This window comes from Streptomyces sp. CGMCC 4.7035, assembly GCF_031583065.1.
Lineage (GTDB): Bacteria > Actinomycetota > Actinomycetes > Streptomycetales > Streptomycetaceae > Streptomyces > Streptomyces yaanensis.
This window is the reverse complement of sequence record NZ_CP134053.1, coordinates 7,485,607-7,509,079: the sequence shown is the minus strand read 5'-3', so window position 1 is coordinate 7,509,079 and position 23,473 is coordinate 7,485,607. Positions and strand designations below refer to the sequence as shown.

Genomic DNA, 23,473 nt, shown 5'->3' with positions numbered 1-23,473 from the left:
TCCGGGATCTGGCGCATTGTCTGACGGAGCGTCAGAGTATGGGCGACCGGCGGAGGAAGGAAGGGGAACGGCATGGGTGAGGACACGCACAGCGAGGTGTACGCGGAACTGGCCGCGGTGGGCCCCTACGGCGTCCATCCGGGCCATGCCCTGATCACCATGGTGGAACCGCATCCGGGGCACGAGTACGCCTACAACCGCTGGTACGAGGACGACCACTACTACGCGGGCGCCATGGCCATGCCGTGGATGTACGCGGGCCGCCGCTGGGTCGCCACCCGGGATCTGCAACTTCTGCGCTACCCGGAGAAGTCGGCCATCGCGCAGCCCGTGACGGCCGGGTGCTACATCTCCACGTACTGGATCACGGACGGCCGCTACGACGACCACATGCGCTGGACGGTCGCCATCAACAGGCGCCTCAACCGCGACGCCCGGGTCTACCAGGACCGTACGCACGTCTTCACGGCGTTCCAGGACCGTGAGGCGACGGTGTACCGGGACGGGGCGGCGGGCCCGCGCGACTTCCACGCGCTGGACCACCCGTACGCGGGCCTGGTTCTGGAGGTCATCGACGCGGAAGGCCCCGACGAGCGCGCCGAATTGGTCGAGTGGCTGCGCACCCGCCACCTGCCGAGGCGTCTCGCCGGCTCTCCCGCGGCCATGGTCACCCTCTTCCGCCCGACCCCGCTGCCCGGCGACCGTATGACGTACGTGAAGCAGGTGGAGGGCGTGGACACGCGCCTGACCCTGCTGTGGTTCCTGGAAGCGGACCCGAGGGAGTGCTGGGAGGACCACTTCACGGGGCTGGACGGGGCGGTGGCGGAAGGGGGACTGGGGAGGGTGGAGCTGGTGGCGCCGTTCATTCCCACGGTGCCGGGGACGGACCGCTACGTGGACCGGCTCCGTTGAGGCCCCGGGCGCTACGGACCCCGAGGCGAACCGAGCCCCGATGCAAAGCAAACAGCCCCCTCGGCCGGGACGGCGGGCCAGTCGAGAGGGCTATGGCGGTGTTGCTGATGCGGCCGTTACGCCTTGACCGAGGCCACGAAGGCGTTCCACGCACCGGCGGGGAAGGCCAGAACGGGACCCTCGGGAACCTTGGAGTCGCGAACGGCGAGTGCCTCCGTGGTGGGCGACTTGACCTCGACGCAGGCGCCGTTGCCCGCCGAATACGACGACTTGGTCCACGTGTCCGTGGCTCCCTGCAGAACTGCCATGTTCACTCCAGTAGCGAGTTGCTGACTTGCTGTCATCGCGTGGCGGACGCCGATCGGTGTCCGCGACGCGATTCGCGCCAACTTCTTTGACTGATGGCGAGATCGAAGCTACTCGGCAACATCGCTGCCTGGAGGAGTCGTTCACTCAACCGGATGGCATATTCCAGTGGAGCCTTCCGCCCAAAGGTTTCGCTGGTGTAAGATCCGGCGCCCCGCCGCTCGGAAGGTGCGGATGGCACGGACGGCACGGAAGGCACGGAAGGCGCAGAGCCTCAACGTGCGAAATCCTTGGCCACGTCCGCGATGAACTTCCGGGACTGATCCACATTCAGTGCCTGAGCCCGCAGGTGCTCGTACATCACGGCGTACTTCTGCACATCGTGCGCTTTTTCCAGGTACAGGTCACTGGTGACGCCTTCCAGGTACACCACGCTGGAGTCGGCCGCGTCGGAGAACTCGAGAATCGCGTACTGGCCGTTGAGCCCCGGGTGTGCCCCCACCTCGAACGGCAGCACCTGCACGGTGACGTGCGGGAGTTGGGACATCTCCACGAGGTGCTCCAGCTGCTCCCGCATCACGAGGTTGTTGCCCACCACGCGGCGCAGCGCGGCCTCGTCCAGGACCACCCACAGCCGCAGCGGGTTGTTCTCGGCGTCGATACGTTCCTGGCGCCGCAACCGGACCTGGACGCGCTTGTCGATGTCCGTGGACGACGTCTCGGGCAGCGCCCCCTGAATGAGCGCTTCGGCATAGGAGCGGGTCTGCAACAGGCCAGTGATGATCTGCGGTTCGTACACCCGCAGCGACTCCGCGTCGGTCTCCAGGCCGATGTAGACGCTGTAGGGGATGTCCCCGAACGTGTGCCACCAGCCCTGCTGGCGGGAGTCCCGGGCCATCTCCATCAGGGACTCGACGACACGCTGGTCCTCGACCTCGTAGACCCCGCACAGGTCGCGGACGTCGCGCTGGCTGATGCTGCGGCGGCCGTTCTCCAGGCGGCTGATCTTGGACTGCGAGACGAGCAGTCGTTCGGCGACCTCTTCGGCCGTCATGCCCTTGATCTCGCGAAGCCGGCGCAACTCCTGGCCCAGCCGGCGTCGCCGGACGGTGGGATTGACATTGGACGCCACGGACGTGCACCTCCGGCTGCTGCCTCTACTTTGCGTATCTGCCGTTGAGCAGATTGCCACCAAGGTGCTTCCTACCGCTGGGAAACAGCGGATATGCGCTGCCCGCGGAGAATGCCGAGCGGAGAACGCGTACGCCGACGGCTCGGCTCGCGCACGGCGCGCGCACGCGGCCGCGCGGGGCGGTGAGGCCGTGTCGTCGTCCGGACGTACGGTCTCATCGCCCCGCGCGGACAGGCGGCTCCCGAACCGGTCCTGGGGACTGGCCCTTTGTGGCTCGTTCGCTGCGGTGCCGGTTGTGCGTGCTCGGGTCGTACGGTGCCCGCTGTACCGATCCTGCTGGTTCAGCCGGTCGTCCTGCCGTGGTCCTGCCGTGGTCCTGCCGGGCCGTGGGACTGCCGGGCCGGGGGACCGCGGCTCAGTGGGCCACGACGCGCGCCATGGAGCCGCGGCGCGGCTGCATCGGAACACCGCGGGCGGGTTCCGCTGCGGGCCTGGCTCCGGCGGCCTGGCGGCCGGCGGGGGCCGGGCTGCGGCGCGGCTGTGCGGCCACGCCGTTCTGGACGTCCATCACGGCGTGCGCCACGAGGCCGCCCATGGGGTCGTGCCTGATCAGATCCCGCAGCCGGGAACGGGACGAGCGTCCCTCGTTGCCCGGATACAGGTGCTTGCCGAGGCCGACCGCGTGCGCCAGTGCGGCGAGCGCCGCGGTCCGCGGGTCCGGCGGAACGCCGGTGCGGATCGCGGAATCCAGCCGGGAACGGATCTCCCGGCTGATGGCGGTGTCCGTCGCCTGGTAACGAGTCGTCGGCAGCACTCCGCACATCTGGCCCGGTACGGCGGCAACCATGCCGCACCGCTCCAGATGCGAGAGGTAGGTCTGGCGTAGCCCGAGACGCGGCCCGCCGATCCAGTGGACGGCCCGTACGGGAGCGCCGCGCCTACGCAGCAACTCCAACGCGCAATCCAGAGTTGGATCTCCAGTCGGCCGTGGTGCCACCACGGCGATACGATCCCCGTCTGGGGCTATCCGTCCGGCCAGCGCCAGCTCCACTAGCTGTGCTCCGGCCAGGCCGAGGTCGAGCGACTGCGGCTGCGCAGTGGTACCCGTGGCCGGGTCCAATGCCAGCAGCAGAAGCTCTTCCGGAAGTGTTCTGCGGCTCCTGCCCATCCATGCCTCCCCGCGTGGATGAATGACAGGGTGACCCCTCTCACATTGGTCTGTCGAGAGCACGTGACCGGAATGTAGTGGAACCGGCAGGTATGTCGTTCTCGTCTGGCCCTGTGGTGAAGGCCTCACACAGGACACTGGTACATGGTTCGGACAGCGGCGTCCGGGCGGCGGTTCACGGTTGGGCAAGGCGCGCGAGTGGGTGCGTGCCACGAGGAGGAGGCATCGGTGGCGGGCGAGTCCCCCGACAGGTCGAATCAGCACGGGTCGTCGGCGGAACCGACGTCGGGGAGCGGGACTTCGGTTCCCGGTCCGGCCGCGGCCGACCGTGACCCCCGGCTCGCGATGACCGGCGAGAAGGTGCGGGTCGACCAGGCGACGGCGGTGTTCTCCACGCGGGCGCTGCGTGACTCCGCCGGTTCGGCCGTGGCCGAGGCCGGTGCGGGGTCCGGGAGCGGCGCGAGGCGCGGGAACGGCGTGGGGGGCGACGAGCAGAGGCGTGCCACGCTGGCTTCCTGGGTACGGACTGCGGACGAGAGCGAAACCGAGAACGAGAGCGAAACCGAGAGCGGGGCCGGGGCCGAGGGCGAGGCTGAGGGCGCGTCGGAGGCGGAGTCCGGGCGCGAGCCGGAGGACGTGGCCGAGGACGCCGAGAGCGAGGGTGCCGGGGCCGAGTCGGGCGACGGTGTCGCGCCGGGTTCCGGGGACGAGTCGGGTGCCGGGTCCAAGGCGGGCGCGGCGGGCGGGACTTCCGAGGGTGTGCCCTCCGACGATGCGCCGTCCGGCGATGCGGAGGACGAGCCCACCGGGAAGGCGGTGCGCGAGTCGTCCGAGAAGGCCGCGGAGGAGCCCGTGGAGCGGTCCTCCGAGGGGGCCGCGAAGGGCGAGGAGCCCGGCGGGGAGAACGCCGCTGAGGGCGAGGGCGCGGGTGCGGCCGCCACGAAGGCCGCTTCCGCCTCCGAGGGCAAGGCGGGGAAGGAAGGCGGCTCCGTCGCCGACGCCGCGGACGAGCAGGTGCCGGAGGCCGGCGCCAAGTCGGCGGCCGAGGATGCCTCCGAGGCGAAGGCCGCTGCCAAGGCCGAGGGCAGGGACGCCCCCAAGGCCGAGGACAAGAGCAAGAAGGACGCCCCCGAGGCCGACGAGAAGGGCGAGGAGGACGCCCCCGAGGCCGAGTCCAAGACCGAGGGCACCCCCAAGGCCGAAGGCAAGGACGGCTCCAAGGGCGAGACCGAGGCCGTGGAAGGCTCCACCGCCCCCAAGTCCCCCGTGGACCAGCCCACCGCCGTCTTCAAGGCCATGCGGCGGCCGGCCGTGGACCAGCCCACGACCATGCTCAAGTTCGGCGGCGCCAAGAAGTCCGACACGCCCACCGGCAAGGCGGATTCGGACACGGCGGCCGAGTCGCCCACGTCGAATGCCGAAAAGGCGGACGAGGCGGGCAAGGAAGACGAGACGGTCAAGGCGGCCGAGACGGGCAAGGCGGCCGAGGCGGACAAGTCCGGCGAGCAGCCTGCCGACAAGCGGCCTGCCGACAAGGAGCCGGCCGACAAGGAGCCGGCCGACAAGCAGCCCGCCGACAAGCGGCCCGCTCCGGCCGTGGACCAGCCCACGACCATGCTCAAGCTCGGCGATGCCAAGCCGTCCGGCAAGTCCGGGAACAAGGCTGCCGCCAAGCCGAGCTGGGTGACGGCCGACGAGCCGGACGCCCCCACGTCCGATAAGCCGGACGGGTCCGACAAGTCAGGCAAGTCCGACACCGCGGACAAGCCCAAGCCCACCACCCCTGGCGCCAAGTCCTCCGCCGAGCCGGCCGCCGAGCCCGACTCCGAACGCACCAGCAGGTTCGTCGCGCTGAAGCCGCTGGACGAGCCGAGGTCCGCCGTCCCCGCCGCCGACGCGACCGCCGCGCTGCCTCAGGTCGGCCCCGAGCGCACCACGCAGCAGCCGCTGCCGCCGAAGCCGCCGCTGGACCTGCTCGCCGAGCTGACGAACACCCCGCCGCCCCCGGAGACGGCGCTGCGCACGGCCGTCCGCCGGATAAAGATCTGGACCCCGCTGGCGATCCTGCTGGTGATCGTCTTTGCGGTCGTACAGTCGGTGCGCCCGCTGCCCTCTCCCAAGCTCGACCTCACCGCCAAGGCCACCTACACGTTCGAAGGCGGCAAGGCGTCCATCCCGTGGCCGTCGAAGGGGCAGGGCGCTCTCGATGTCCAGGGCGTCGGTTCCTTCGGCTCGTCCGGCGAGCAGAAGCCCCAGCCGATCGCCAGCGTCGCCAAGGTCATGACCACGTACCTGATCCTGCGTGACCACCCGTTCAAGAGCGGCGCGGGCGCGAAGATCAAGGTCGACCAGAAGGCCGAGAAGCAGTCGGACGCGGGCGACGAGTCCACGGTCAACGTGCGCGCGGGCGACACCATCACCGAGAAGGAGGCCCTGGAGGGCGTTCTGATCGCTTCCGCGAACAACGTGGCCCGACTGCTCGCACGTTGGGACGCCGGTTCCGAGAAGGCGTTCGTGAGCAAGATGAACGCCGCCGCCAAGGACCTCGGCATGACCGACACGACGTACACGGACCCCTCGGGTCTGGAGAAGACGACGGTCAGCACGGCCGTGGACCAGGTGAAGCTCGCGAAGGCCGCGATGAAGGACGAGACCTTCCGTGAGATCGCCCGCATGATGGAGTACACCGACTACAAGGGCGACAAGCACCCCAACTGGAACCACCTGGTCGGCTCCAACAACGTCATCGGCATCAAGACCGGCACCACGACCGCGGCCGGCGGCAACCTCGTCTTCGCGGCGACCAAGAAGGTCGGCGGTGAGGACAGGACCATCATCGGCGCGGTCGTCGGCCAGGGCCCCAAGAACAACAGCATCCTCGAGGGGGCCCTGGACGCGGGTGACAAGCTGATCCGCGCCGGGCAGGCCGCGCTGAAGTCGGCGACGATCCTGAAGAAGGGCGACGTCGTCGGGTACGTCGACGACGGCCTCGGCGGCCGTACGCCGGTCGTGGTCACCAAGGACGTCACGGCCGTCGGCTGGGCCGGCCTCGACGTGCAACTGTCCTTCATCTCGAACGACCTGCCGCATTCCGCGAAGGCCGGCACCGAGGTGGGCACGCTCACCGTGGGTGACGGTGAGGGTGGCGTGAGCGGCGCGGTGAGGGTGCCGGTCGCTCTTCAGAAGGATCTCGTCGAGCCGGGCTTCAAGGACAAGCTGACCCGTCTGGGCTGACCGGAAACGCAGGCCGGCCGCCGTCCCCCGCGGAGGACGGCGGCCGGCCCGCGTGTTGCAGGGACAGCGGCCGGCCCGCGTGTGCAGGGACAATGGCCGGTTCGCGTGCGCAGGACGGCGACCGGCCCGTGCGTACGAAGACGGCCCGGACCAGCGGGCCGCCACCCTCCTGGGGCCTGCACGGTGGCGGCGTCCGCGCTGCGTGCTAGCGTCCGGAAAGGGACATGGCGTTGGACGGCGGCTTCCGGTGGCGAGTCGGCGCCACGGCGACTACGAGAAACACGGGGAGTGCCTTCAGGTGGCCACAGCGGAGCCGACACACGCTGACGACGCCGATCCGGGCCGTTCCCCGGACGGGGCACCGGCCCCGCGAATACCGCGCGGCGCACCCACCGCGGAGCCCCGCCTCCGCGCCCTGATGACCCGGCTGGCGTCCTCCCGCGGCGCGGACCTGGCCCGCCGCCACCCGGTCCTCGCGGTCACGGCCCTCGCCGGGGCACTGCACCTCATTTGGTTCTTCACTTTCGCGAACAGCGGCGGCGACCTCGCGGCGCAGGACGCGTGGGCGGAGTTCGTGGGACGGCACCCGGACTCGGCGTACAACCTCGCCTGGTACGGCGGCATGCACCCGGTGTCGTACAGCGTGGTGTCGCCGTATCTGATGTCGCTCCTCGGCGTCCGTACGACGATGATGATCGCGGGGACGATCTCGGCCGGGCTGCTGATGCTGGTCCTCATCCGCAGTCGTGCGGTGCGCGAACCGTGGTGGCCGGTCCTGGCCGGGGTGTTCGCGCTGCTGTGCAACGCCATCTCCGGGCGCGTGACGTTCGCTCTGGGGACGGCCTTCGCGCTGGGCGCGACGGCGGTCGTCTTCTGCTGGCCCTACCGCTGGCGCTACAAACGCTGGGCGAAGGCGCTGTGCGCCGCGCCGCTGGCCGCGCTGGCCACGATGTCGTCCCCGGTGGCGGGTCTGTTCGTCGGCCTGATCGCGGTGGCGCTGTTCCTCCAGAAGCGCCGCCCGGGTGCGTGGGCGCTGGGCCTGGCACCGGCCGCGGTGGTCGGGGTGTCGGCCTGGCTGTTCCCGTTCTCCGGTACCCAGCCGATGACGTGGGGGTCGGTGATCCTGCCCTTCCTCTACTCCGTCCTGGTCTACTTCCTGGTCCCGACGGAGTGGAAGACGGTACGGATCACGGCGGCGGTGTACGGACTCTCCGTGCTCCTCGTCTGGCTGATCAGCTCCCAGATCGGCTCGAACATCACACGGCTCGCGATGCTGTTCGCGGGGGTGGTGCTGGTCGCGGCGCTGCCGTTCACGGTGCCGCACAGCCGGAAGTGGTACGCCGCCGTCCTCGCGCTCATCAGCTTCGCCGGCTGGCTCGGCTTCAAGACCGTCGACGACATCATCCACACGACCCCGGCGGCGTCCTGGGCGCGCGAGCTGGCACCGCTGGTCAACCAGCTCCAGGTGGTGGGCGCGGAGAAGGGCCGAGTGGAGGTCGTCCCCGCCCGCTCGCACCGCGAGGCGTCGGCGCTGGCCCCGTACGTGAACCTGGCCCGCGGCTGGAACCGGCAGGCCGACATGGAGCGCAACCCGCTCTTCTACGACGACACGCTCAACTCCGCCAATTACCACTCCTGGCTCCAGCGCTGGGCGGTGCACTACGTGGTGCTGCCGAAGGGGGAGCCGGACGGGGACGGCGGCCAACGCGAACGCCAGCTCGTCCAGCGGGGCATGCCGTATCTGAGGCAGATCTGGGGCGACGCGAACTGGCAGCTGTTCGCGGTGACCGACCCCACTCCGCTGGCGGACCCGCCGGCGGTCGTCGACCGGGCGGACCAGGGCGAACTGACGATCCAGGTGAAGAAGGCGGGTCGCGTCCTCATCCGCATCCCGTACTCGCCGTGGCTGGGCCTGGTCGACGCGCAGGGCAAGGGAGTCAAACCGCCCCAGGAGACGGAGGCGTCCAAGCACCGCGAGGAGGGCACGCCGAAGACGTACGACAACCTCAACGGCTGCCTGATGGAAGCGCCCGAGGACGCGTCGGGCGACAAGTGGACGGAACTGCTGGCCCCGTCCCCGGGCACGTACCACTTGGGGGCGCCGTACCAGCTGCCGCGGGGGACTCCTTGTCCGGAAGAGCTGAGGTAATACAAAGCCCGTCTGGGGGTCCCCCCTGCTCGAAGAGCTTGGGGGAGATTGAGGACGAGGCCGTCAAGGCCGAAGGGGGGTCTGGGGGCGCAGCCCCCAGGGACGGGGAAGGGCAGGGGCGGCGGGGGCGAAAACCCGCGGCCCCTACCCGGCGGCTCACTTCACAGGGAACGCCACATCACACACCACGTCCTCCGGCCCGGCCGCATCCCAGTCCGCGAAGTACACCTCCCGGCAGGGCCCCGCATACTCCAGCCCTCGCTCCGCGATCCACGCCTCCACCGCCTCGAACGCCGCCAGGATCTGCGGCTGCGCCACCTGCGCCTTGGTGATCCGCGTGTACGCGAGCCGCTGCGCCGGTGAGACCCGCACCCGTGTCTCCCACGCCCGCCCCCGTCCCTCGGCCCACACCCGTGCCGCCGCCTCGTCGGCCACCGGCACACACGCCTCCGCCGGGCCGTCGCTCTCCTGTGTCACCTCCGCGTGGTAGACGACGAACGGCGACGCGGTCACCCCGCCGCACTCCTTCGCCGCCTCCTCGAGACGCCCCAGCGACGCGCCGATCCACGCCGGCAGTTCGTCCACCAGCGTGTGCCGTGTCTCGGTGATCAGCACCTGCTCCGGCACGTCCACCGTCTCGACCACGAACTTCCCGTACATCTCGGAGCTCCTCCCCGACAGTCGTCCACGGAGGTACTCGGCGAGGGCCCGCTGCGCGGCGATCCGTTCCTCGACGCCGGCCCAGTAGTCGGCGAGGAGCGCGGACGCCCGTACGCCGTCCGACTCGTGCGCCGTCACCACGTCGGCGATCCGCGCGAGCGGCATGTCGAGTTGGCGCAGCAGTGCGACCGTACGGGCACGTTCGATCTGGTCGGCCCGGTAGTAGCGGTAGCCGCTCGCCTCGTCGACGTACGCGGGCGCCAGCAGCCCCAGCCGGTCGTACAGCCGCAGTGCCTTCGGCGACAGCCGCGAGCGGGCGGCGAACGCGCCGATGGTGAGCAGATCGTCGTTCACCCTGCCATCCTCCGTCACCGGACGCCTTCCGCCCGGTGACGAGGACGCTCCACCCTGCCCCAGGGGCAGGGTCAACCGCGTACGCCGGCCCGTGGCCGACCGCGCGTCTCGACCCTCAGGCGATCGTCAGGCGATCGCCTTCTCCACTGCCGCCAGCACCTCGGCCGACTCCGGCTCCGTCTGCGGCGAGAACCGGGCCACGACCTGCCCGTCCTTCCCGACCAGGAACTTCTCGAAGTTCCAGCGGATGTCCCCGCTGTGCCCCTCGGCGTCCGCGAAACCGACGAGACCGTCGTACAGCGCGTGCCGCCCGTCGCCGTTCACTTCGATCTTCTCGGTCATCGGGAAGGTCACGCCGTACGTCGCCGAGCAGAACTCCGCGATCTCCTCGGCGCTCCCGGGCTCCTGCCCGAGGAACTGGTTGCAGGGCACGCCGAGCACGGTGAAGCCCAGCGGCGCGTACCGCTCCTGGAGCCGCTCCAGGCCCGCGTACTGCGGGGTCAGCCCGCACTTGGAGGCCACGTTCACCACGAGGACGGCCTTGCCCGCGTACTGGGACAGGTCCGCGGAACCGCCCTCAAGGGCGCCGATCTCGACGTCGAGGATGTTGTCTGTAGTCGTCATGAAGCGGATGCTAACTCCGCTTCATGACGTTTCCCGACGTGCCCGTCAGCCCTGCCGCTGCGCTGTGACGAGCACCTCACCGGCGGCCGTACGGGAATACAGCACCGACCGTCCCGCCCGCCGCCGCTCCACCAGTCGTGCGTCCAGCAGCACCTTGAGGTGCCGCCCGACCGAGCCGAGCCCCTGTCCGGTCACGGCGACCAACTGGCTCGTGCTCATGGGGGAGTCGAGGAGGACGAGGACCCCCGCCCGGGCCGGCCCGAGCAGCGCGCCGAGGCTCGCCGGCACCGCCGTGCGCGGCCCCTGGGCCAGCACGCCCGCGCACGGGTAGATGACGGCGTACCGGTCGGGTTCCTCCCAGGACACCCAGCCGGTCTGGGGGGTGACGGGGACGAAGAGCAGCTCGGCGCCGGAGATCTCGCGCGGCGGGTACTCGTGGAGGTTGATCTGGAGCCGGTTGCCGCCGAGCCAGCGCGTCCGGCCCGGTCGCAGGGTGTCCACCGCGGCCGCCCAGCCGCCCCGGCTGAGCTGCGCGGTCCGCGCGACCACATCCGCCTCCAGGATGCGCCGTCGCCGGTCCCAGTACGGTCGTACGGTCTCCGTCCACACGTAGGTGAGCAGATCGGCGGCGCGGGCGGGCAGGTCGTCGCGGTCCAGGCGGGCGGGGAGCGGGCCGCGCAGCGAGACGGTGAGATGGGCGCGGGCCGCGTCAGGGCAGGCCGCGCGGATGCGGGCGACGCCCTCCTCGAAGCTCTCCCCGTCCCTCGGGGTGGGGGTGAGGAAGTCGGCGATCCACTCCTTCCCGAGCCCGCTGCGGACGAGCAGCGCGGTCACGGGATCGGCGGCCAGCCGTCGGCGGTAGGCGGACAGATGGGCGTCGAGCCAGGCCCGTTCCCCGGGGTGGGAGGCGGCGGACGCGTGCAGCAGCTTCAAGCTCGCGAAGACCTCGGCGAGCGGCGAGAGCACGAACCGGCTCCCGGCGAGGGTGTCGGCGTTGAGGTACCAGAGGCCCATGGTCGTACGCCCTCTCCCGGCGGGGCAGATGTTTCGCGTGTGCGCGAAACAATAACGACCCCTCTCGGCGCCTGCTCAGACTCCGCCCATGCGCAGCTACTCCGACCTCTTCCGCACCCGGGAGTTCACCCCGCTGTTCCTGTCCACCTCGCTCCAGACGGCCGCCTCCACGGTCGGCGGCCTGGCGCTCGGCACGCTGGTGTACCGGGCCACCGACTCGCCCCTGCTCTCCGCGGTGAGCATGTTCGGTCCGCAGCTGGCGCAGGTCGTGGGCGCGACGACGCTGCTGTCGGCGGCGGACCGGCTGCCGCCGCGCGCGACGCTGACCGGTATCGCCTGCGCGTTCGCGGCCGGTACGGCGGCGATGGCGGCGCCGGGCCTGCCGGTCGGTGCCGTCTTCGCTCTGCTTCTGCTTCTCGGGCTGATCCAGTCGCTCGGCGGCGGGGTCCGCTGGGGCCTGCTCAACGAGGTCCTGTCCAAGGACGGCTATCTGCTGGGCCGTTCGGTCTTCAACATGATGAGCGGTCTTCTGCAGATCGCCGGGTACGCGACGGGCGGCGTCCTGGTGGTGCTGCTCTCCCCCCGCACGACACTCGTCGTCGCCTCGGGCCTGTACCTCGCGGCGGCCCTGGGCACCAGGTTCGGCCTGACCCGCCGGGCCCCCCGTACCTCCGGCCGCCCCTCGATCGCGCGGACCTGGCGCACCAACGCGTTGCTGTGGTCGTCCCCGCCGCGCCGGACGACGTACCTGCTGCTCTGGATCCCCAACGGCCTGGTGGTCGGCTGCGAGTCGCTGTACGTCTCCTACGCGCCGGACCGCGCGGGCGCGCTGTTCGCGTGCGCGGCGTTCGGGATGTTCGTCGGGGACGTCACGACGGGCCGCCTCCTGCCGCCCGCGCTGCGCCGCCGCCTCGGCATCCCGTTCCTGTTGCTCCTGGCGGCCCCGTATCTGTTGTTCGTCCTGCACCCCGCGGTGCCCGTGGCGGCGGCCTGCGCGGCGCTGGCCTCGGTCGGCTTCGGCGCGAGCCTGATCCAGCAGGAACGCCTGATGGCCCTGACCCCGGAGGAACTGAGCGGCCACGCCCTGGGCCTGCACTCGGCGGGCATGCTCACGATGCAGGGCGTGAGTGCGGCGCTGGCGGGGGCGGTGGCCCAACTCGCCTCGCCGGGAGCGGCGATGACGGTGATGGCGGCGGCGTCGATCACGGTGACGTTGACGCTGGCCGCCCTGGCCAGGCGCCAACAGCCGCGCCGAGCCGCCGAGGTGCCGGTTGCGTCGGGTGCGGAGAGTGTGGGTCCGCCCGCCGGCTGAGAGGCGAAGGGTGTCGTCGATCGTCGTCGGTGGCGGCGCTGGAGTTCCTGCTGCGGCTGCGCGAGACGCGTATGCAGACGCCCTCACTCACGCTTCTTCCAGGGCTTCCCCGAACTCGCGCAGTGCCTTGGCGTGGTGGCTGCGGGCCAGCTCGTGCCCGACGGCTATGGCGAGCGCGATGGGCCACTCGATGAGCTTGAGGACCGTAAGGACGCCGAGGCCCGCGAGGTAGGCGAGCTGGTCCCTCGGAGGCAGTTCGAGCCGCAGGTCGCCTATGCGGACGGTTCCCGAATCGGCCGAGACGACGCGTTCAGCGGCGGCGCGGGGCCCACGGGGTCCCGTGGTCGTGACCGGATCGTACGGCTCATTGAGGGGCGCGGTGGCGGTGTCGGGATCTGTCCTGCTGGCTCGCGCGGTCATGTCTCATTCCGTTTCATGGGCCGGTGCCGGGCATCTGCTCGATATCCCTCCTCCACGCTAGCTCCGTGAGGCGTTTTGCCCCATTTCGGGAGGTGGCTCACACGGCTGGGTGCCGCCCTGGTGGAGCGCTGACCTGCATGTCTTCGGGGCGTCAGCGGAGGCTCTCCGTTGCTCCTCCAGGGTCACGCTCCGCCAAAAAAACACACGTGTTCCGAGACGTTGCCGCCCCCGGGTGGTTGCCGAGGGCCCAGGGGCGAGCGGAGGGCTCCCTGTGCTCCGGGTCACGACGCTCCCGTGGAGGGGGTGTGGGGCTCGGACGGCGGGTGGGTCTGCTGCTGTGGCGCCGTCCAGCTGGTCAGGAGTTGGAGGGCCTGGGCGGTTCGGGAGCCCGGTTCGACGTTGTAGACGCACAGGGTGTGGAGATGCTGCCGTGTCTCAAGCCGCAGGACGTCGCGCGGACCATCGGGTTCCTGGCGAGCCTCCCGGCGCGCGTGAACCTTCCGCACGTCACCGTCATGCCGACCGGCCGGCCCTACTGACCCGGTGCCGCGCGAGCAGGCCGGTGACGGCCGCGTTCTCTCCGTCATCCGCCGGCTTGCCGCGGCCCGCGGCGACCTGATGGTCCTCACCGGCAGCGGTCAGCCCTGGCGCGGGTTCGGCTTCAGCACGGCGAACACCGCCTGGCTCGGATCCCCCAGCCAGGCGATGCGCCCGACCTCCGGCACGTCTGCGGCCGGCACGACGACGGTCCCGCCGTTCCCCTGCACCGCCGCGACGACGGCATCCGCGTCGGCCACGGCGAAGTACGGCACCCAGCGCGTCTCCCCCTGCTCACCCTGAAGCGGCGCCACGCCGCCGAAGGCCCCCTCCTGCTGGTCACCGTCCCTGATGCTGAGTACCTGGTACGTCAGGCCAGGTGCCTGCATCACCGCGGAGCGCCAGCCGAACAGCCCTTTGTAGAAGCGGATTGCTGCTTCCGGATCGGCTACGTGCAGCTCCACCCACACGAGCGTGTTGTCCTCGGACGTCTTCTCCAGGCCCTTGGTCCTCCCGGGCTGCCATACGGCGAACCGGGCCCCCTGGGGATCGGTGAACTGGGCCATCCAGCCCTCGCCCATCACGTCCATGGGTTCGGTGCGCACACTGCCCCCGCCGGCGACCACGTCCCGGGCGGTGGCCTGGATGTCGTCACTCTGGAAGTACGTCGTCCAGGCCGACTTGGCTCCCTCCTCGGTCAGCGGCCCGACGGCGCCGACGGTCTTCCCCTCCTTCTGGAAGAAGCCGTACCCGCCCGCATCGGGCCCGGCGGACACGAACTGCCACCCGAAGACGGCGCCGTAGAAGGCGGCAGCCGCGTCCGTGTCGGGGCTGCCGAGGTCGATCCAGTTGGGTGAGCCGGTGCGAAAGGCGGTGCCGAGCATGCGTTTTCTCCTAAGAGTCCGATACCGGCCTGCGGCCGCTCTGCGAAGGCGGAGGGGCCGCCGCCGCGTGGTCGGGAGCGATGGGGCGCTGTGCGGTGCGGGTCGGCGGGCCTTGGCTGCCTGGGCCCATGGGCTGGGTGCGGAGTGCAGATGTGTTCTCGGTTCCGGGATTCACCTGCCGGGGGCGCGAAAGGCGACCTGCCGACGGGCGGCCTCATCGATCTCGTCGAGGGTGAGGAGAGGGGTGGCCCGGGTGTGGAGGGCTCCGCTGGCCTTGACGGAGAGGCTGACGGCGGCCATGGAGACCGGGTCGGGGAAGTCGACGATGAGCACGATGTCGTCCTCCCCGAAGGCGAAGTACATGGCCTCGACCTGCCCGCCGAGGCCGGTGACGGCCTGGTCGACGGCGGCGCCGCGGCCACTCGCCCCTTCCTTGAGCAGACCCTTGGTGCCCTCGGGCGTGTAGGTGGCCTGGATGAGGAACTTCGGCATAGGGATGCTTCCTGCCCGTCGCTGTCCGGTACGCAGAATGGCCTTCCCGCCGTCCCGTCCCCCGCTACTCATGGAACGGCCGGATTCACTCGTTGGAACCTGAACCTCTTTCCGCTGATCGCGGCGTCATCGGCTGCTGCCTCGACTGGTGCGACAGCCGGACGGAGACGCTGGGAAACGACCGTACGGTGCGACACGTGGCCGGAGGGCCGAAGACCGCAAGGAACGGTCTTCGGCCCTCCTGTTGGGTTCAGACCTCAACGACCTGGTCACCCGTCGGGCCAGGGTGAAGGAACGCCTTACCGTCGAAGGCGGGCTGACCGTCGTCGACGTGCTGGAGACACAGGCGGACCCGGCCCGGTTGGTCGTCCACGGCAGGCTAGACGCCGAGGACGCCGTCGTCGGTGGTGACCTCACAGTCAACGGCGATCTCCGGCCCATGCGGAACCTGGAGGTCGGGGGTGCCGTCGTCGCGGGCGACCTGACGGTCAGGGACAAGCTGACGACCGATCACGAGCGGTTCCGGCTGGTCGTCCACGGGGAGTCGCTGTTCCTGGGGAAGGTGAACGCCAACCGGCTCCTGTCGGTCCGTACCGAGGATGCATGGGTCATGCACGTCAACGACGACCAGGTGGCGATCCAGGGCAACCTGCGAGTCCACGGAGCGTTCCGCTCCGACAGCTGACCGTCATGGTGTGACGGCCGTCCGGCAGGGGCACCACGAGCCCCACCGGGCGGCCGTCGGCATAGGGCAGCCAGGGCCCAGCCATAAGCCGGGCAGGCGACCGGAGAGGGAACCGCAGCGATCCCCCGCGTCGCCCATTGATCTTCGTCTGGACGTGGATTCGGGAATCCCCGGCAGAGGTGAAGGCGGCAGATGTTGCCCGCACAAACCTTGGGCATCACACATTCGAGGGGACCGGATTCGGCCATTACGTTGCTGTCGCACATTCTTCCGGTCACCATTCTCCGACGCTCGGGGATTACCGCGGATCCCGATGGATGCCAGGGATTCTGTTGGTGACGGCGAGACTCCAGTGCGTAGAATGTCGCGCGCTGCTCGCGATGGCGGTCGGTGAGGTTGGCGGTGGGGGCGAGGGTGCCGTGATTGAGCTGCAAAAACACACAACGCAGGGCGGTCCTGCCCAAGGCTCTGATCGCGCGTTCGCCGCCCCCGGCCTGCGGCATTTACAACTCGCCCGCAATATCCTCAAACGATCATCACAAATCGGTCCACGCGGCAGCGGCGGGCCCTTTTCTTTTCCTTCGCGTCCGCGATTGGCGCCCGTGTCCGGGGCCACGAAGGGGACGTGCAGCGAAAAAAGCGGGTGCTTCGTTTTCGTGACAAGAGAAGTGTGGAGTGTGATGCCATGAACCGAGTCGACAGAGACTCGCGCCGGTCGGCCCACAGACTTGTGGAGCCACTGGCGCGCACGGGCTTATCTGTTCTCTTACTGGCAGGCGGCGCCATGGGAGCGACGGCTGCACCGGCCGCCGCTTCGACCGACGACGGCACGCTGACGGTGCAGGTGCTGCGCGACTTCTTCGGCACCGGCGTGATCAACGCGACGATGGACGTGCCGCAGCGGGGCATGAAGGTGGAGGTCTCCGACCCCGCTGGACATGAGGTCACCGGCGTCACGGATGCCACCGGAAAGGTCGTGGTGTCGGGGTCGGCCGTGCTGAGCGGCGGCCAATACCGCGTCGATGTCAGCATCCCGGCACCGTACAGCGACTATCTGCAGGCGGCGCCCGCGTCGACGACGGAGAACCACTTCGACAGCTTCACGTCGTTCGTGGATGTGTCGGACGGAAAGAACGCCTCGGTGGTGACGGGGGTGTGGGATCCGGCCGACTACGCGCTGCCGGACTCGCGCTACTTCGTGCCGGTCCAGAACGGCGCCAACGGAACCGACACCCGGGCATTGGTGGCGTTCGGGACGAAGACCCGGGGCACGTGTCCTACCGATGTGGCGTGCCCGACCACGCTGGCCACGCAGGACCAGGTGGGCACGACGTTCGGGTTGGCGTACGACAAGTACCGGACCCGGCTGTTCCAGAGCGCGTTCGCCCGCCGGTACGCCCCGTACGGGCCGAAGGGCGCCGGCGCGATCTATACGGTGCCGGTCAACGGCGGGGGTGCCCCGGAGCTGTTCGCGCGTGTGCCGGCCGCCGCGGTGACGCCGCACGACACCGCCAACATGATCAAGGACCCCGGGTTCACCGACGCACCGGGCAAGGAGAGCATCGGTGGCCTGACCCTGTCGGAGGACGGCTCCACGCTGTACGCGGTGAACCTGCTGACCCGCAGCCTGGTGAGCTTCGACGCCACGGGGGCCACCGCCTCGGTGCCCAAGTCGACGGTGCGGATCCCGGACCCGGGGTGCGCGACACCCAACGACTGGCGGCCGTTCGGCCTGGCCACGCACGACAACAAGCTCTACGTCGGCGGAGTGTGCAACGCGGAGAGCACGCAGAAGCGCGCGGACCTGAAAGCCGTCGTCTACACCTACGACGGCGAGCGGTTCACCACGGTGCTGACCCACGCGCTCACCGACAAGCGCGGCACCGTCTTTCGCGGTGCCGGTGACGTCGCCCAGGCCACCCACTGGAACCCGTGGAACACATCTCTGACCACGTGGGACGAAGGGAAGGTGGGCGGTGCGTTCATCGATCCGCAGCCGGAGCTGGCCTCTCTCGCCTTCGGCCGCGACGGTTCGATGATTCTGGGTTTCCGCGACCGGTTCATGGACGTTCTCAGTGCGAAGGGGCTGGACCCTCGCCCGGGGAACAACACGCCGGAACTCGGCATGTCCGGTGGTGACATCAACATGGCCTGCGCCGACCCCACCGGTGGATACGCGTGGGAAGGCACCGGAAACTGCCCCAACCACGCCACTCCCGCCACCAATGGCGGCCAGGACAACGGTGTCGTCGAATACTTCCCGGGCGACTTCTTTGCCGCCGGGCACGAGGAAACCGCGCTGGGGTCGGTGGCCTATATCCCGCAGCAGCAGTGGGTCGTCAGCACGGAGTTCGACCCGACCGTCAACATCGAAACCGCCGGGACCGGTTACCACAACATCACGACCGGTCAGGGCCCGGGCAACGCTCCGGCCGCCAACGCGTACCAGTTCGTAGGCCAGGAACAGAACGGGTTCGGCAAGGCCGGTGGGCTCGGTGACATCGCGTACGCGGCGGCGAACGCGCCGATCCAGATCGGCAACGTCGTGTGGTTCGACGGCGACCACAACGGGATCCAGGACCCGGGGCACGTGCTGCTGCCGGGGGCGACGATCAACCTGCTGGACGCGGACGGCAAACAGGTCGCCACGACCAGGACCAATGACGCCGGCGAGTACTACTTCGGTGGTGTCGGCGCCGCGTACGAGCTCACGCCGGGCGCGAAGTACACGGTGCAGTTCGACGTGTGCACCGCGGACACCAGCAAGGTGCCGGGCCAACCCCCGGCGAGCGAGCTGAGGTTCACGCTTCCACGGGCCGGTACCAACCGTGCGCATGACTCCAACGTGACCCCGCCGACCACCGGTCAGTTGTGCAACGGCTACGCGCCCGTCACGGCGCCGGACAAGCCGGGAGGGGTCGATCACACGATCGACGCCGGGGTGTACATCCCGAAGGCAACCCCGACGCCGACACCGACGCCGTCCCCGAGCGCGACCGCGACGCCGACCTCGCCACCGGCCTCTACGTCGCCGTCACCCGCGCCGCCTGCCAACAACCCGGCCCCGGCCGGTGGAGACTCGGGCTCGCTGGCGCACACCGGTATGTCCGGGCTGCCAGTGATGATCGCCCTCGTCGGTCTGCTGGTGGGTACGGGCCTGGTCATCGCGTTCGTGAGCCGGAAGCGTCGCGCCCAGACACACTGAATGAACCGAACAACGAACGAACCGAACAACAGTGATCTGCCTGCCCGCGATCCGGATGGCGCGGGCAGGCAGACCACGTCTCGGCCGGTCCATGAGGGCCGGCCTTCGCGTCGTCTGTCACCGGACTGCCGAGTGCCGCCGCGACCGCGCGGCGGCCGAGCAGTGTGGTGAATTGAGAGGGTGAATCAGAAGAGTGTCAGCGTCGAGCCGCGTGCGGAGCGTGAGAATCCAGCAAGCTTTACCAGGCCGTGCGGCTGACCGGCGCCGATGGCTGCGGCCACGCTGGGCGGCAGCCTTCATCGGCACAGCGGCCGTCGCCGTGGCCGCGTTCCTGGTCGCCGGCGGCGGCTCCGGCCCCAGCGGCCCGCGCGCACTGACGTCGGATGAGGCGAACCGCCTGGCGATCACGCGGTTCCGTAACTACGAGGCGAAGGGCCGCGCGGTGACGATCACTGTGCCGGGCACCGCCGGTGGGCTGGTCGTCACCGGGTCCGTCGACTACCGGGGCAAGCTCGGTTACGGCGTGGTGCACGGCACCGGGCGCGACACATCCAGCGACGGGCTCATCGAGTGGACGGCCACCGCCGTGTTCGTCCACCCGATGGCGAACGCCTCGGCGCACGCACCCGCGTCGCCGCCCCGCTCGGGCTGGTACAGCCGTCCGCTCCAGTCGTCCGGCAGCGCTCTGGACAGTTCGCTGGCCATCGCACTCCGTCTTGGCAGCGACCGGCCGGACAACGCCGAACTGCTGCCGCAGAACGGCGCCACCTGGTGGGGACGAGACCAGGTGGACGGGCGTCGGGTGGACGTCATGACCGGGCCGTCCTCCCGTGAGCGCTCCGACACGGCCGGCAACGTGCGCTACTGGGTCGGTTCGGACGGCACCATGTACCGGGTCCGCGTCAAGGTGAGTTCCGAGTCGCAGCCGGTGGTCATCGATTTCGACACCCAGAAGTACGTTCCGGTCAAGCCGGTACCCGGAGTCACCCCGACGCGGTAGCCGCTGCTCAGGACGCTCAGGACGTCCGCACCCGCGCGTGCGCGGCGAGCAGGGACGCCGACGGCAGCGGGATGTCTGCCGTGTCCGGCAGGGCCGGAACGGCCGGGACAGCGGTGGCGCCCGTAGTGAGGGCGTGGGGGAACTGCGGCTGCGGGCCGGGCCTCGCCACCTCGGTGAACGGGATACCGCCGGGTGCCGTCGGCGTCGCCCACCTGCCGTACGGCGAGGGCGACCGGGCCGGAAGCGGACAGGACGCGGTCGTCGCGAGCCGGGCGGGCACCGTCTTTCGTAGATCGTTGCCGCGCAGGCAGTTGCCCCGTCCCCGCGTGGCGGTGGGGAACCTCCAGCCGACGTCGACGCCGTTGCCGGTGAACGTGTTGTCCACGATCTGGTTGCCGACCGGAGGGACGTCGGCGGTTGCGGTGATCACCAGTCCGGCGTTGCTGTTGCCGGCGACGCGGTTGCGGATGAACCGGTTGTCGCTGCCGCCGTCGATGCCGATGCCGGTGCCCCACCCGCCGTCGGCCTGCTCCGGGGTGGCCTTCTGCTGGTTGGCAGCGATCAGATTGCCCGCGATGACGGCGCCCTTTTGAGGGAGCAGCTTCTCCTGGTGGTCGGAGTTGGTGGTCAGGCCGACCCGGTTGCCGACCAGGCGGTTGCCGACCACGTACATGTCTCCGCTGGCGTTGGTGCCTTCGTAACCGATCGCGTTGAGTTCGGCGACGTTGTTCCGCACCACGATGTGACACGGCTTGCACTGCCCGACGTAGATCCCCGAGTCGGCCCCGCCGGACGCGTACGAGTGCTCGATGACACCGTTCTGCGCGGAGAACGCGTAGATGCCGTACAGACCGTTGCGGGTCGCGGTCACGTACGAGACCAGGAACGACTTCAGGAAGGTGACGGGCTCATCGCCGGTGTCGTAGCCGCCGCTTTGCCCCGGCAGCCCGGCGGCCGCTTTCGCCGAACCGGTGACCAGGACCCCGTTCTGCGTGTTGTTCTCCACGGTCAGGTTCTCCACGGCCACCCCGGGCGCGGTGACGACAATGCCGTTCGGCTGCTGCAACCGCCCGTCGATGACGACCTTGTCCCGGGACTCACCACGAAGAGTGACACGAGGCGTGGAGACCTTCACCGACTCGTGGTACACGCCGGGGGCGACCAGCACCAGGTCACCGGGCCGAGCCAACGACACCGCATCCGAGATCGTCGGGGCATCGCCAGGCACTCGGATCGTCACATGCGCACCGGTCGGTCGCCGGCCCTTGCCCGATCCGCCGTCACCGCCGCTGCAGCCGACCACAAGTGTCAGCGTGCCCAGTACCGCCGCCACCACGCGAAGAGCTAATCGAGGCATGATCCCAGTCTGTCATGACGGCGAATTGCACGCGAGAATTGGGAAGTTGACCGGCATGCGCGATCAGGGTGTGGCACCCTGCACACCATGCACCGAGCCGATCACCACCCGTCGCGCCGCACGTTTCTCGATGTCACCGGCGCCATGGTGGCCGTCGGTCTGACCGCCGGGTGCACATCGGACTCCGCCCAGCCAGGCCGGCACGCCCCTTCCACAGCGGCCACGCCCATGCCGGTGGTGGCTATGGGCCGCCACCAGGCAGGCATCACCGTCCCTCAGCCGGCCCAGCCCAACCTGCTCGCCGTGGTGGCTGACCTCGGTGCCTCCGTGGCTCCCGGTCCGTTACTGGCCGAACTCGGCCAGGCCATCCGCACACTCACCTCGGGGACCGACCCAAGACTGCTGGGCCTGCCGCCGGGCGACCTCACCGTGACCGTCGGCGTCGGCCCCCGACTGGTGCGCGCGGTCGGTGCCTCGCTGCCCGGCGCGGCCGACCTCCCGCGGTTCTCCCGCGAGCGGATCGCCCCGCAAGCACGCGGCGGAGACCTGCTGATACAGATTTGCGCCAGCGACGCGCTGCTCTTATCGGTCGCCGCCGCCGCGCTCCTGGACCAGGCCGGTGACCGCATCCACGAACGCTGGCGGCAGTCCGCACGCCGCGGTACGAACGTGCCCCTCGGCAACGGCCTTACCGCGCCAAGGAATCCGCTCGGATTCATCGACGGCATCGTGGGCCCGCACACGACCGCCGAACAACAACGCGACCTGTGGCTCGCCGGTCCCACCGCGGTCGCTGGCGGCACCCTTGCCGTACTGCGGCGCATGGAACTCGACCTGCCGCGGTTCGCCGCCCTGTCCGTGGCCGAGCAGGAAGCGGTCTTCGGGCGGCGTCGGGCCAGCGGCGTCCCCCTCTCCGGCGGCACCGTCGCCTCCGGCCCGGAACTCGGAGCCAAGACACCGGACGGGCGCTATCTCGTCCCCGCGGACTCCCACGTGCGCAGAGCGCACGCCGCCGTGGTCGGGGTCGGGCTCATGCTCCGCCGCTCCTACAGCACCGACGAGCCCGCCCCCGGCCTGCTCTTCATCAGCTTCCAGAACGACCTGCGGACCTTCACCGCCACCCTCACCCACATGGACACCTCCGACGCACTGCTGCAATTCACCACCACAACCGCCAGCGCGACATTCCTGATCCTCCCCGGCTTCGACCGGCAACACCCGCTCGGTTCCCAGCTGTTCGGCTGATCCCGCCGTGCCCGTCGTCTGGCCTGATCAGGTGGCTGACCGGCAGCGGCTCGGGCCAGGAGGGAGCCGGGCGCCAAGACCACCACCCGGCTCCGCAACGAGACCGGCGGAACGTGGAGCCGATACGCCCCTGGCGACCACACCCGGTCACCAGCAAGCAGGCTGGACTCGGCAGAAAACTCACGGCAGTTGAAGTCCCCCGCGGAGTGGCAGGCCGGGGTGCCCCCTGGCCTGCCACTTCCTCGCGATGCCATCGGCTGCTGCTGGTGGCTGCCATAGGGCCGCGTGATGATCTCCATGCCGTGCCCGGCCGGATCCATGAAATACAGGCCGCGTCCACCGTGGTGGTGGTTGATCTCTTCAGGCTGCTTCAGATGCGGATCGGCGCGTAGTACGTGATCCCGGCTTGCCGGATACGCGCGAAGGCCGCGTCGAACTCCTCGTCGGAAACGAGGAACGCGTGGTGCTGCATGATGATTGACTCCGCCGGGATGGCGGCGAAGTCCAGGGTGACCCCGTTGCTGGTGACCACCGGAATGAACGGGCCCCACTCGGTCCCGACCTCGAGCCCCAGGATGTGCGCCAGGAACTCGGCCGACTCCCGGTTGTCCCGGGCATGGATGATGGTGTGATTCAAAGTACCTGGGCCGTCAGCCCGGTGAACTTCCTACCACTCGCACACCGTCAGAGCATCGCACTCCCCATGTGCGCCTACGCCTTCGAGCCCCTCATGCCCCGAACGACGGAGTGAGATACAACTAGGCTTGAGCTGCGGGCTGTTGT

Annotated in this window: 19 protein-coding genes and 1 pseudogene; 9 read left to right on the top strand and 11 right to left on the bottom strand. The window is 69.9% G+C overall.

Going from position 1 to position 23,473, the window contains the following annotated elements; all coding sequences use genetic code 11:
• The first annotated feature begins 72 nt into the window (after positions 1 to 72).
• Positions 73 to 912, top strand: coding sequence for a hypothetical protein (locus Q2K21_RS33000; RefSeq protein WP_310778861.1), 840 nt, complete (start codon positions 73 to 75; stop codon positions 910 to 912).
• Positions 913 to 1,028: 116 nt separating this feature from the next.
• Here the strand turns inward: Q2K21_RS33000 and Q2K21_RS32995 are convergent, their stop codons facing one another.
• From Q2K21_RS32995 to Q2K21_RS32985, 3 genes are all read right to left on the bottom strand, one after another.
• Positions 1,029 to 1,220, bottom strand: a complete 192-nt coding sequence (locus Q2K21_RS32995; protein ID WP_310778857.1) for a DUF397 domain-containing protein — start codon at positions 1,218 to 1,220, stop codon at positions 1,029 to 1,031.
• A gap of 272 nt (positions 1,221 to 1,492) precedes the next feature.
• Positions 1,493 to 2,350: a helix-turn-helix domain-containing protein gene (locus tag Q2K21_RS32990; RefSeq protein WP_310778854.1), complete on the bottom strand. Its 858-nt coding sequence runs from the start codon at positions 2,348 to 2,350 to the stop codon at positions 1,493 to 1,495.
• Between the two features lie 415 nt (positions 2,351 to 2,765).
• Positions 2,766 to 3,518 (bottom strand): GOLPH3/VPS74 family protein, encoded by a 753-nt coding sequence (locus Q2K21_RS32985; RefSeq protein ID WP_310778851.1) that lies wholly within the window; start codon positions 3,516 to 3,518, stop codon positions 2,766 to 2,768.
• Between the two features lie 228 nt (positions 3,519 to 3,746).
• On the opposite strand from Q2K21_RS32985, the gene Q2K21_RS32980 reads away from it, so the two are divergent.
• The gene (locus tag Q2K21_RS32980; RefSeq protein ID WP_310778848.1) at positions 3,747 to 6,752 is read left to right on the top strand and encodes a D-alanyl-D-alanine carboxypeptidase; all 3,006 of its coding nucleotides are present in this window, start codon (positions 3,747 to 3,749) and stop codon (positions 6,750 to 6,752) included.
• A 298-nt stretch (positions 6,753 to 7,050) separates the two neighbouring features.
• Entirely contained in the window at positions 7,051 to 8,901 is a 1,851-nt protein-coding gene (locus tag Q2K21_RS32975) for a glycosyltransferase family protein (RefSeq protein ID WP_310778845.1), read from the top strand.
• A gap of 156 nt (positions 8,902 to 9,057) precedes the next feature.
• On the opposite strand, the gene Q2K21_RS32970 is transcribed toward Q2K21_RS32975, so the two are convergent.
• The 3 genes from Q2K21_RS32970 to Q2K21_RS32960 all read right to left on the bottom strand — a co-directional run bounded on the left by Q2K21_RS32970 (position 9,058) and on the right by Q2K21_RS32960 (position 11,553).
• On the bottom strand, positions 9,058 to 9,915 hold the full coding sequence (locus Q2K21_RS32970) for a MerR family transcriptional regulator (protein WP_310778841.1): 858 nt from the start codon (positions 9,913 to 9,915) through the stop codon (positions 9,058 to 9,060).
• A 126-nt stretch (positions 9,916 to 10,041) separates the two neighbouring features.
• The gene (locus tag Q2K21_RS32965; RefSeq protein ID WP_310778838.1) at positions 10,042 to 10,539 is read right to left on the bottom strand and encodes a glutathione peroxidase; all 498 of its coding nucleotides are present in this window, start codon (positions 10,537 to 10,539) and stop codon (positions 10,042 to 10,044) included.
• A 45-nt stretch (positions 10,540 to 10,584) separates the two neighbouring features.
• Entirely contained in the window at positions 10,585 to 11,553 is a 969-nt protein-coding gene (locus tag Q2K21_RS32960) for an ArsR/SmtB family transcription factor (RefSeq protein ID WP_310778835.1), read from the bottom strand.
• 88 nt (positions 11,554 to 11,641) lie between these two features.
• Between Q2K21_RS32960 and Q2K21_RS32955 the strand changes: the two genes are divergently transcribed.
• Positions 11,642 to 12,865: an MFS transporter gene (locus tag Q2K21_RS32955; RefSeq protein ID WP_310778832.1), complete on the top strand. Its 1,224-nt coding sequence runs from the start codon at positions 11,642 to 11,644 to the stop codon at positions 12,863 to 12,865.
• A gap of 87 nt (positions 12,866 to 12,952) precedes the next feature.
• On the opposite strand, the gene Q2K21_RS32950 is transcribed toward Q2K21_RS32955, so the two are convergent.
• The gene (locus Q2K21_RS32950; RefSeq protein ID WP_310778828.1) at positions 12,953 to 13,285 is read right to left on the bottom strand and encodes a hypothetical protein; all 333 of its coding nucleotides are present in this window, start codon (positions 13,283 to 13,285) and stop codon (positions 12,953 to 12,955) included.
• Positions 13,286 to 13,590: 305 nt separating this feature from the next.
• On the opposite strand from Q2K21_RS32950, the gene Q2K21_RS32945 reads away from it, so the two are divergent.
• A complete protein-coding gene (locus tag Q2K21_RS32945) occupies positions 13,591 to 13,824 on the top strand; it encodes a hypothetical protein (RefSeq protein ID WP_310778825.1) in 234 nt (77 codons plus the stop codon).
• Positions 13,825 to 13,923: 99 nt separating this feature from the next.
• Here Q2K21_RS32945 and Q2K21_RS32940 read toward each other — a convergent pair whose 3' ends face one another.
• Both Q2K21_RS32940 and Q2K21_RS32935 read right to left on the bottom strand, forming a co-directional pair.
• Positions 13,924 to 14,706 (bottom strand): VOC family protein, encoded by a 783-nt coding sequence (locus Q2K21_RS32940; RefSeq protein ID WP_310778822.1) that lies wholly within the window; start codon positions 14,704 to 14,706, stop codon positions 13,924 to 13,926.
• Between the two features lie 171 nt (positions 14,707 to 14,877).
• Positions 14,878 to 15,198: a GYD domain-containing protein gene (locus Q2K21_RS32935; protein ID WP_310778819.1), complete on the bottom strand. Its 321-nt coding sequence runs from the start codon at positions 15,196 to 15,198 to the stop codon at positions 14,878 to 14,880.
• Between the two features lie 244 nt (positions 15,199 to 15,442).
• Between Q2K21_RS32935 and Q2K21_RS32930 the strand changes: the two genes are divergently transcribed.
• The 3 genes from Q2K21_RS32930 (at position 15,443) to Q2K21_RS32920 (ending at position 20,088) form a co-directional block, all read left to right on the top strand.
• The gene (locus tag Q2K21_RS32930; RefSeq protein ID WP_310778817.1) at positions 15,443 to 15,883 is read left to right on the top strand and encodes a hypothetical protein; all 441 of its coding nucleotides are present in this window, start codon (positions 15,443 to 15,445) and stop codon (positions 15,881 to 15,883) included.
• 784 nt (positions 15,884 to 16,667) lie between these two features.
• Positions 16,668 to 19,088: an SdrD B-like domain-containing protein gene (locus Q2K21_RS32925; RefSeq protein ID WP_310781363.1), complete on the top strand. Its 2,421-nt coding sequence runs from the start codon at positions 16,668 to 16,670 to the stop codon at positions 19,086 to 19,088.
• A gap of 319 nt (positions 19,089 to 19,407) precedes the next feature.
• Positions 19,408 to 20,088 (top strand): hypothetical protein, encoded by a 681-nt coding sequence (locus tag Q2K21_RS32920; protein ID WP_310778814.1) that lies wholly within the window; start codon positions 19,408 to 19,410, stop codon positions 20,086 to 20,088.
• Positions 20,089 to 20,104: 16 nt separating this feature from the next.
• Here Q2K21_RS32920 and Q2K21_RS32915 read toward each other — a convergent pair whose 3' ends face one another.
• Complete coding sequence (locus tag Q2K21_RS32915; RefSeq protein ID WP_310778811.1) at positions 20,105 to 21,445, bottom strand: right-handed parallel beta-helix repeat-containing protein; 1,341 nt, start codon at positions 21,443 to 21,445, stop codon at positions 20,105 to 20,107.
• 87 nt (positions 21,446 to 21,532) lie between these two features.
• Between Q2K21_RS32915 and Q2K21_RS32910 the strand changes: the two genes are divergently transcribed.
• Entirely contained in the window at positions 21,533 to 22,690 is a 1,158-nt protein-coding gene (locus Q2K21_RS32910; RefSeq protein WP_310778808.1) for a Dyp-type peroxidase, read from the top strand.
• A 263-nt stretch (positions 22,691 to 22,953) separates the two neighbouring features.
• Here the strand turns inward: Q2K21_RS32910 and Q2K21_RS32905 are convergent.
• Positions 22,954 to 23,327: pseudogene (locus Q2K21_RS32905) on the bottom strand (VOC family protein); the annotation flags it as partial.
• Positions 23,328 to 23,473 lie beyond the last annotated feature (146 nt).

Excerpts from the sequence above, each read along its gene's own strand:
- Q2K21_RS32985 (WP_310778851.1), bottom strand. The coding sequence starts at position 3,518 with ATGGGCAGGAGCCGCAGAACACTTCCGGAAGAGCTTCTGCTGCTGGCA.
- Q2K21_RS32960 (WP_310778835.1), bottom strand. The coding sequence starts at position 11,553 with ATGGGCCTCTGGTACCTCAACGCCGACACCCTCGCCGGGAGCCGGTTC.
- Q2K21_RS33000 (WP_310778861.1), top strand. The coding sequence starts at position 73 with ATGGGTGAGGACACGCACAGCGAGGTGTACGCGGAACTGGCCGCGGTG.
- Q2K21_RS32950 (WP_310778828.1), bottom strand. The coding sequence starts at position 13,285 with ATGACCGCGCGAGCCAGCAGGACAGATCCCGACACCGCCACCGCGCCC.
- Q2K21_RS32965 (WP_310778838.1), bottom strand. The coding sequence starts at position 10,539 with ATGACGACTACAGACAACATCCTCGACGTCGAGATCGGCGCCCTTGAG.
- Q2K21_RS32925 (WP_310781363.1), top strand. The coding sequence starts at position 16,668 with ATGGGAGCGACGGCTGCACCGGCCGCCGCTTCGACCGACGACGGCACG.
- Q2K21_RS32910 (WP_310778808.1), top strand. The coding sequence starts at position 21,533 with ATGCACCGAGCCGATCACCACCCGTCGCGCCGCACGTTTCTCGATGTC.
- Q2K21_RS32955 (WP_310778832.1), top strand. The coding sequence starts at position 11,642 with ATGCGCAGCTACTCCGACCTCTTCCGCACCCGGGAGTTCACCCCGCTG.
- Q2K21_RS32935 (WP_310778819.1), bottom strand. The coding sequence starts at position 15,198 with ATGCCGAAGTTCCTCATCCAGGCCACCTACACGCCCGAGGGCACCAAG.
- Q2K21_RS32915 (WP_310778811.1), bottom strand. The coding sequence starts at position 21,445 with ATGCCTCGATTAGCTCTTCGCGTGGTGGCGGCGGTACTGGGCACGCTG.
- Q2K21_RS32995 (WP_310778857.1), bottom strand. The coding sequence starts at position 1,220 with ATGGCAGTTCTGCAGGGAGCCACGGACACGTGGACCAAGTCGTCGTAT.
- Q2K21_RS32940 (WP_310778822.1), bottom strand. The coding sequence starts at position 14,706 with ATGCTCGGCACCGCCTTTCGCACCGGCTCACCCAACTGGATCGACCTC.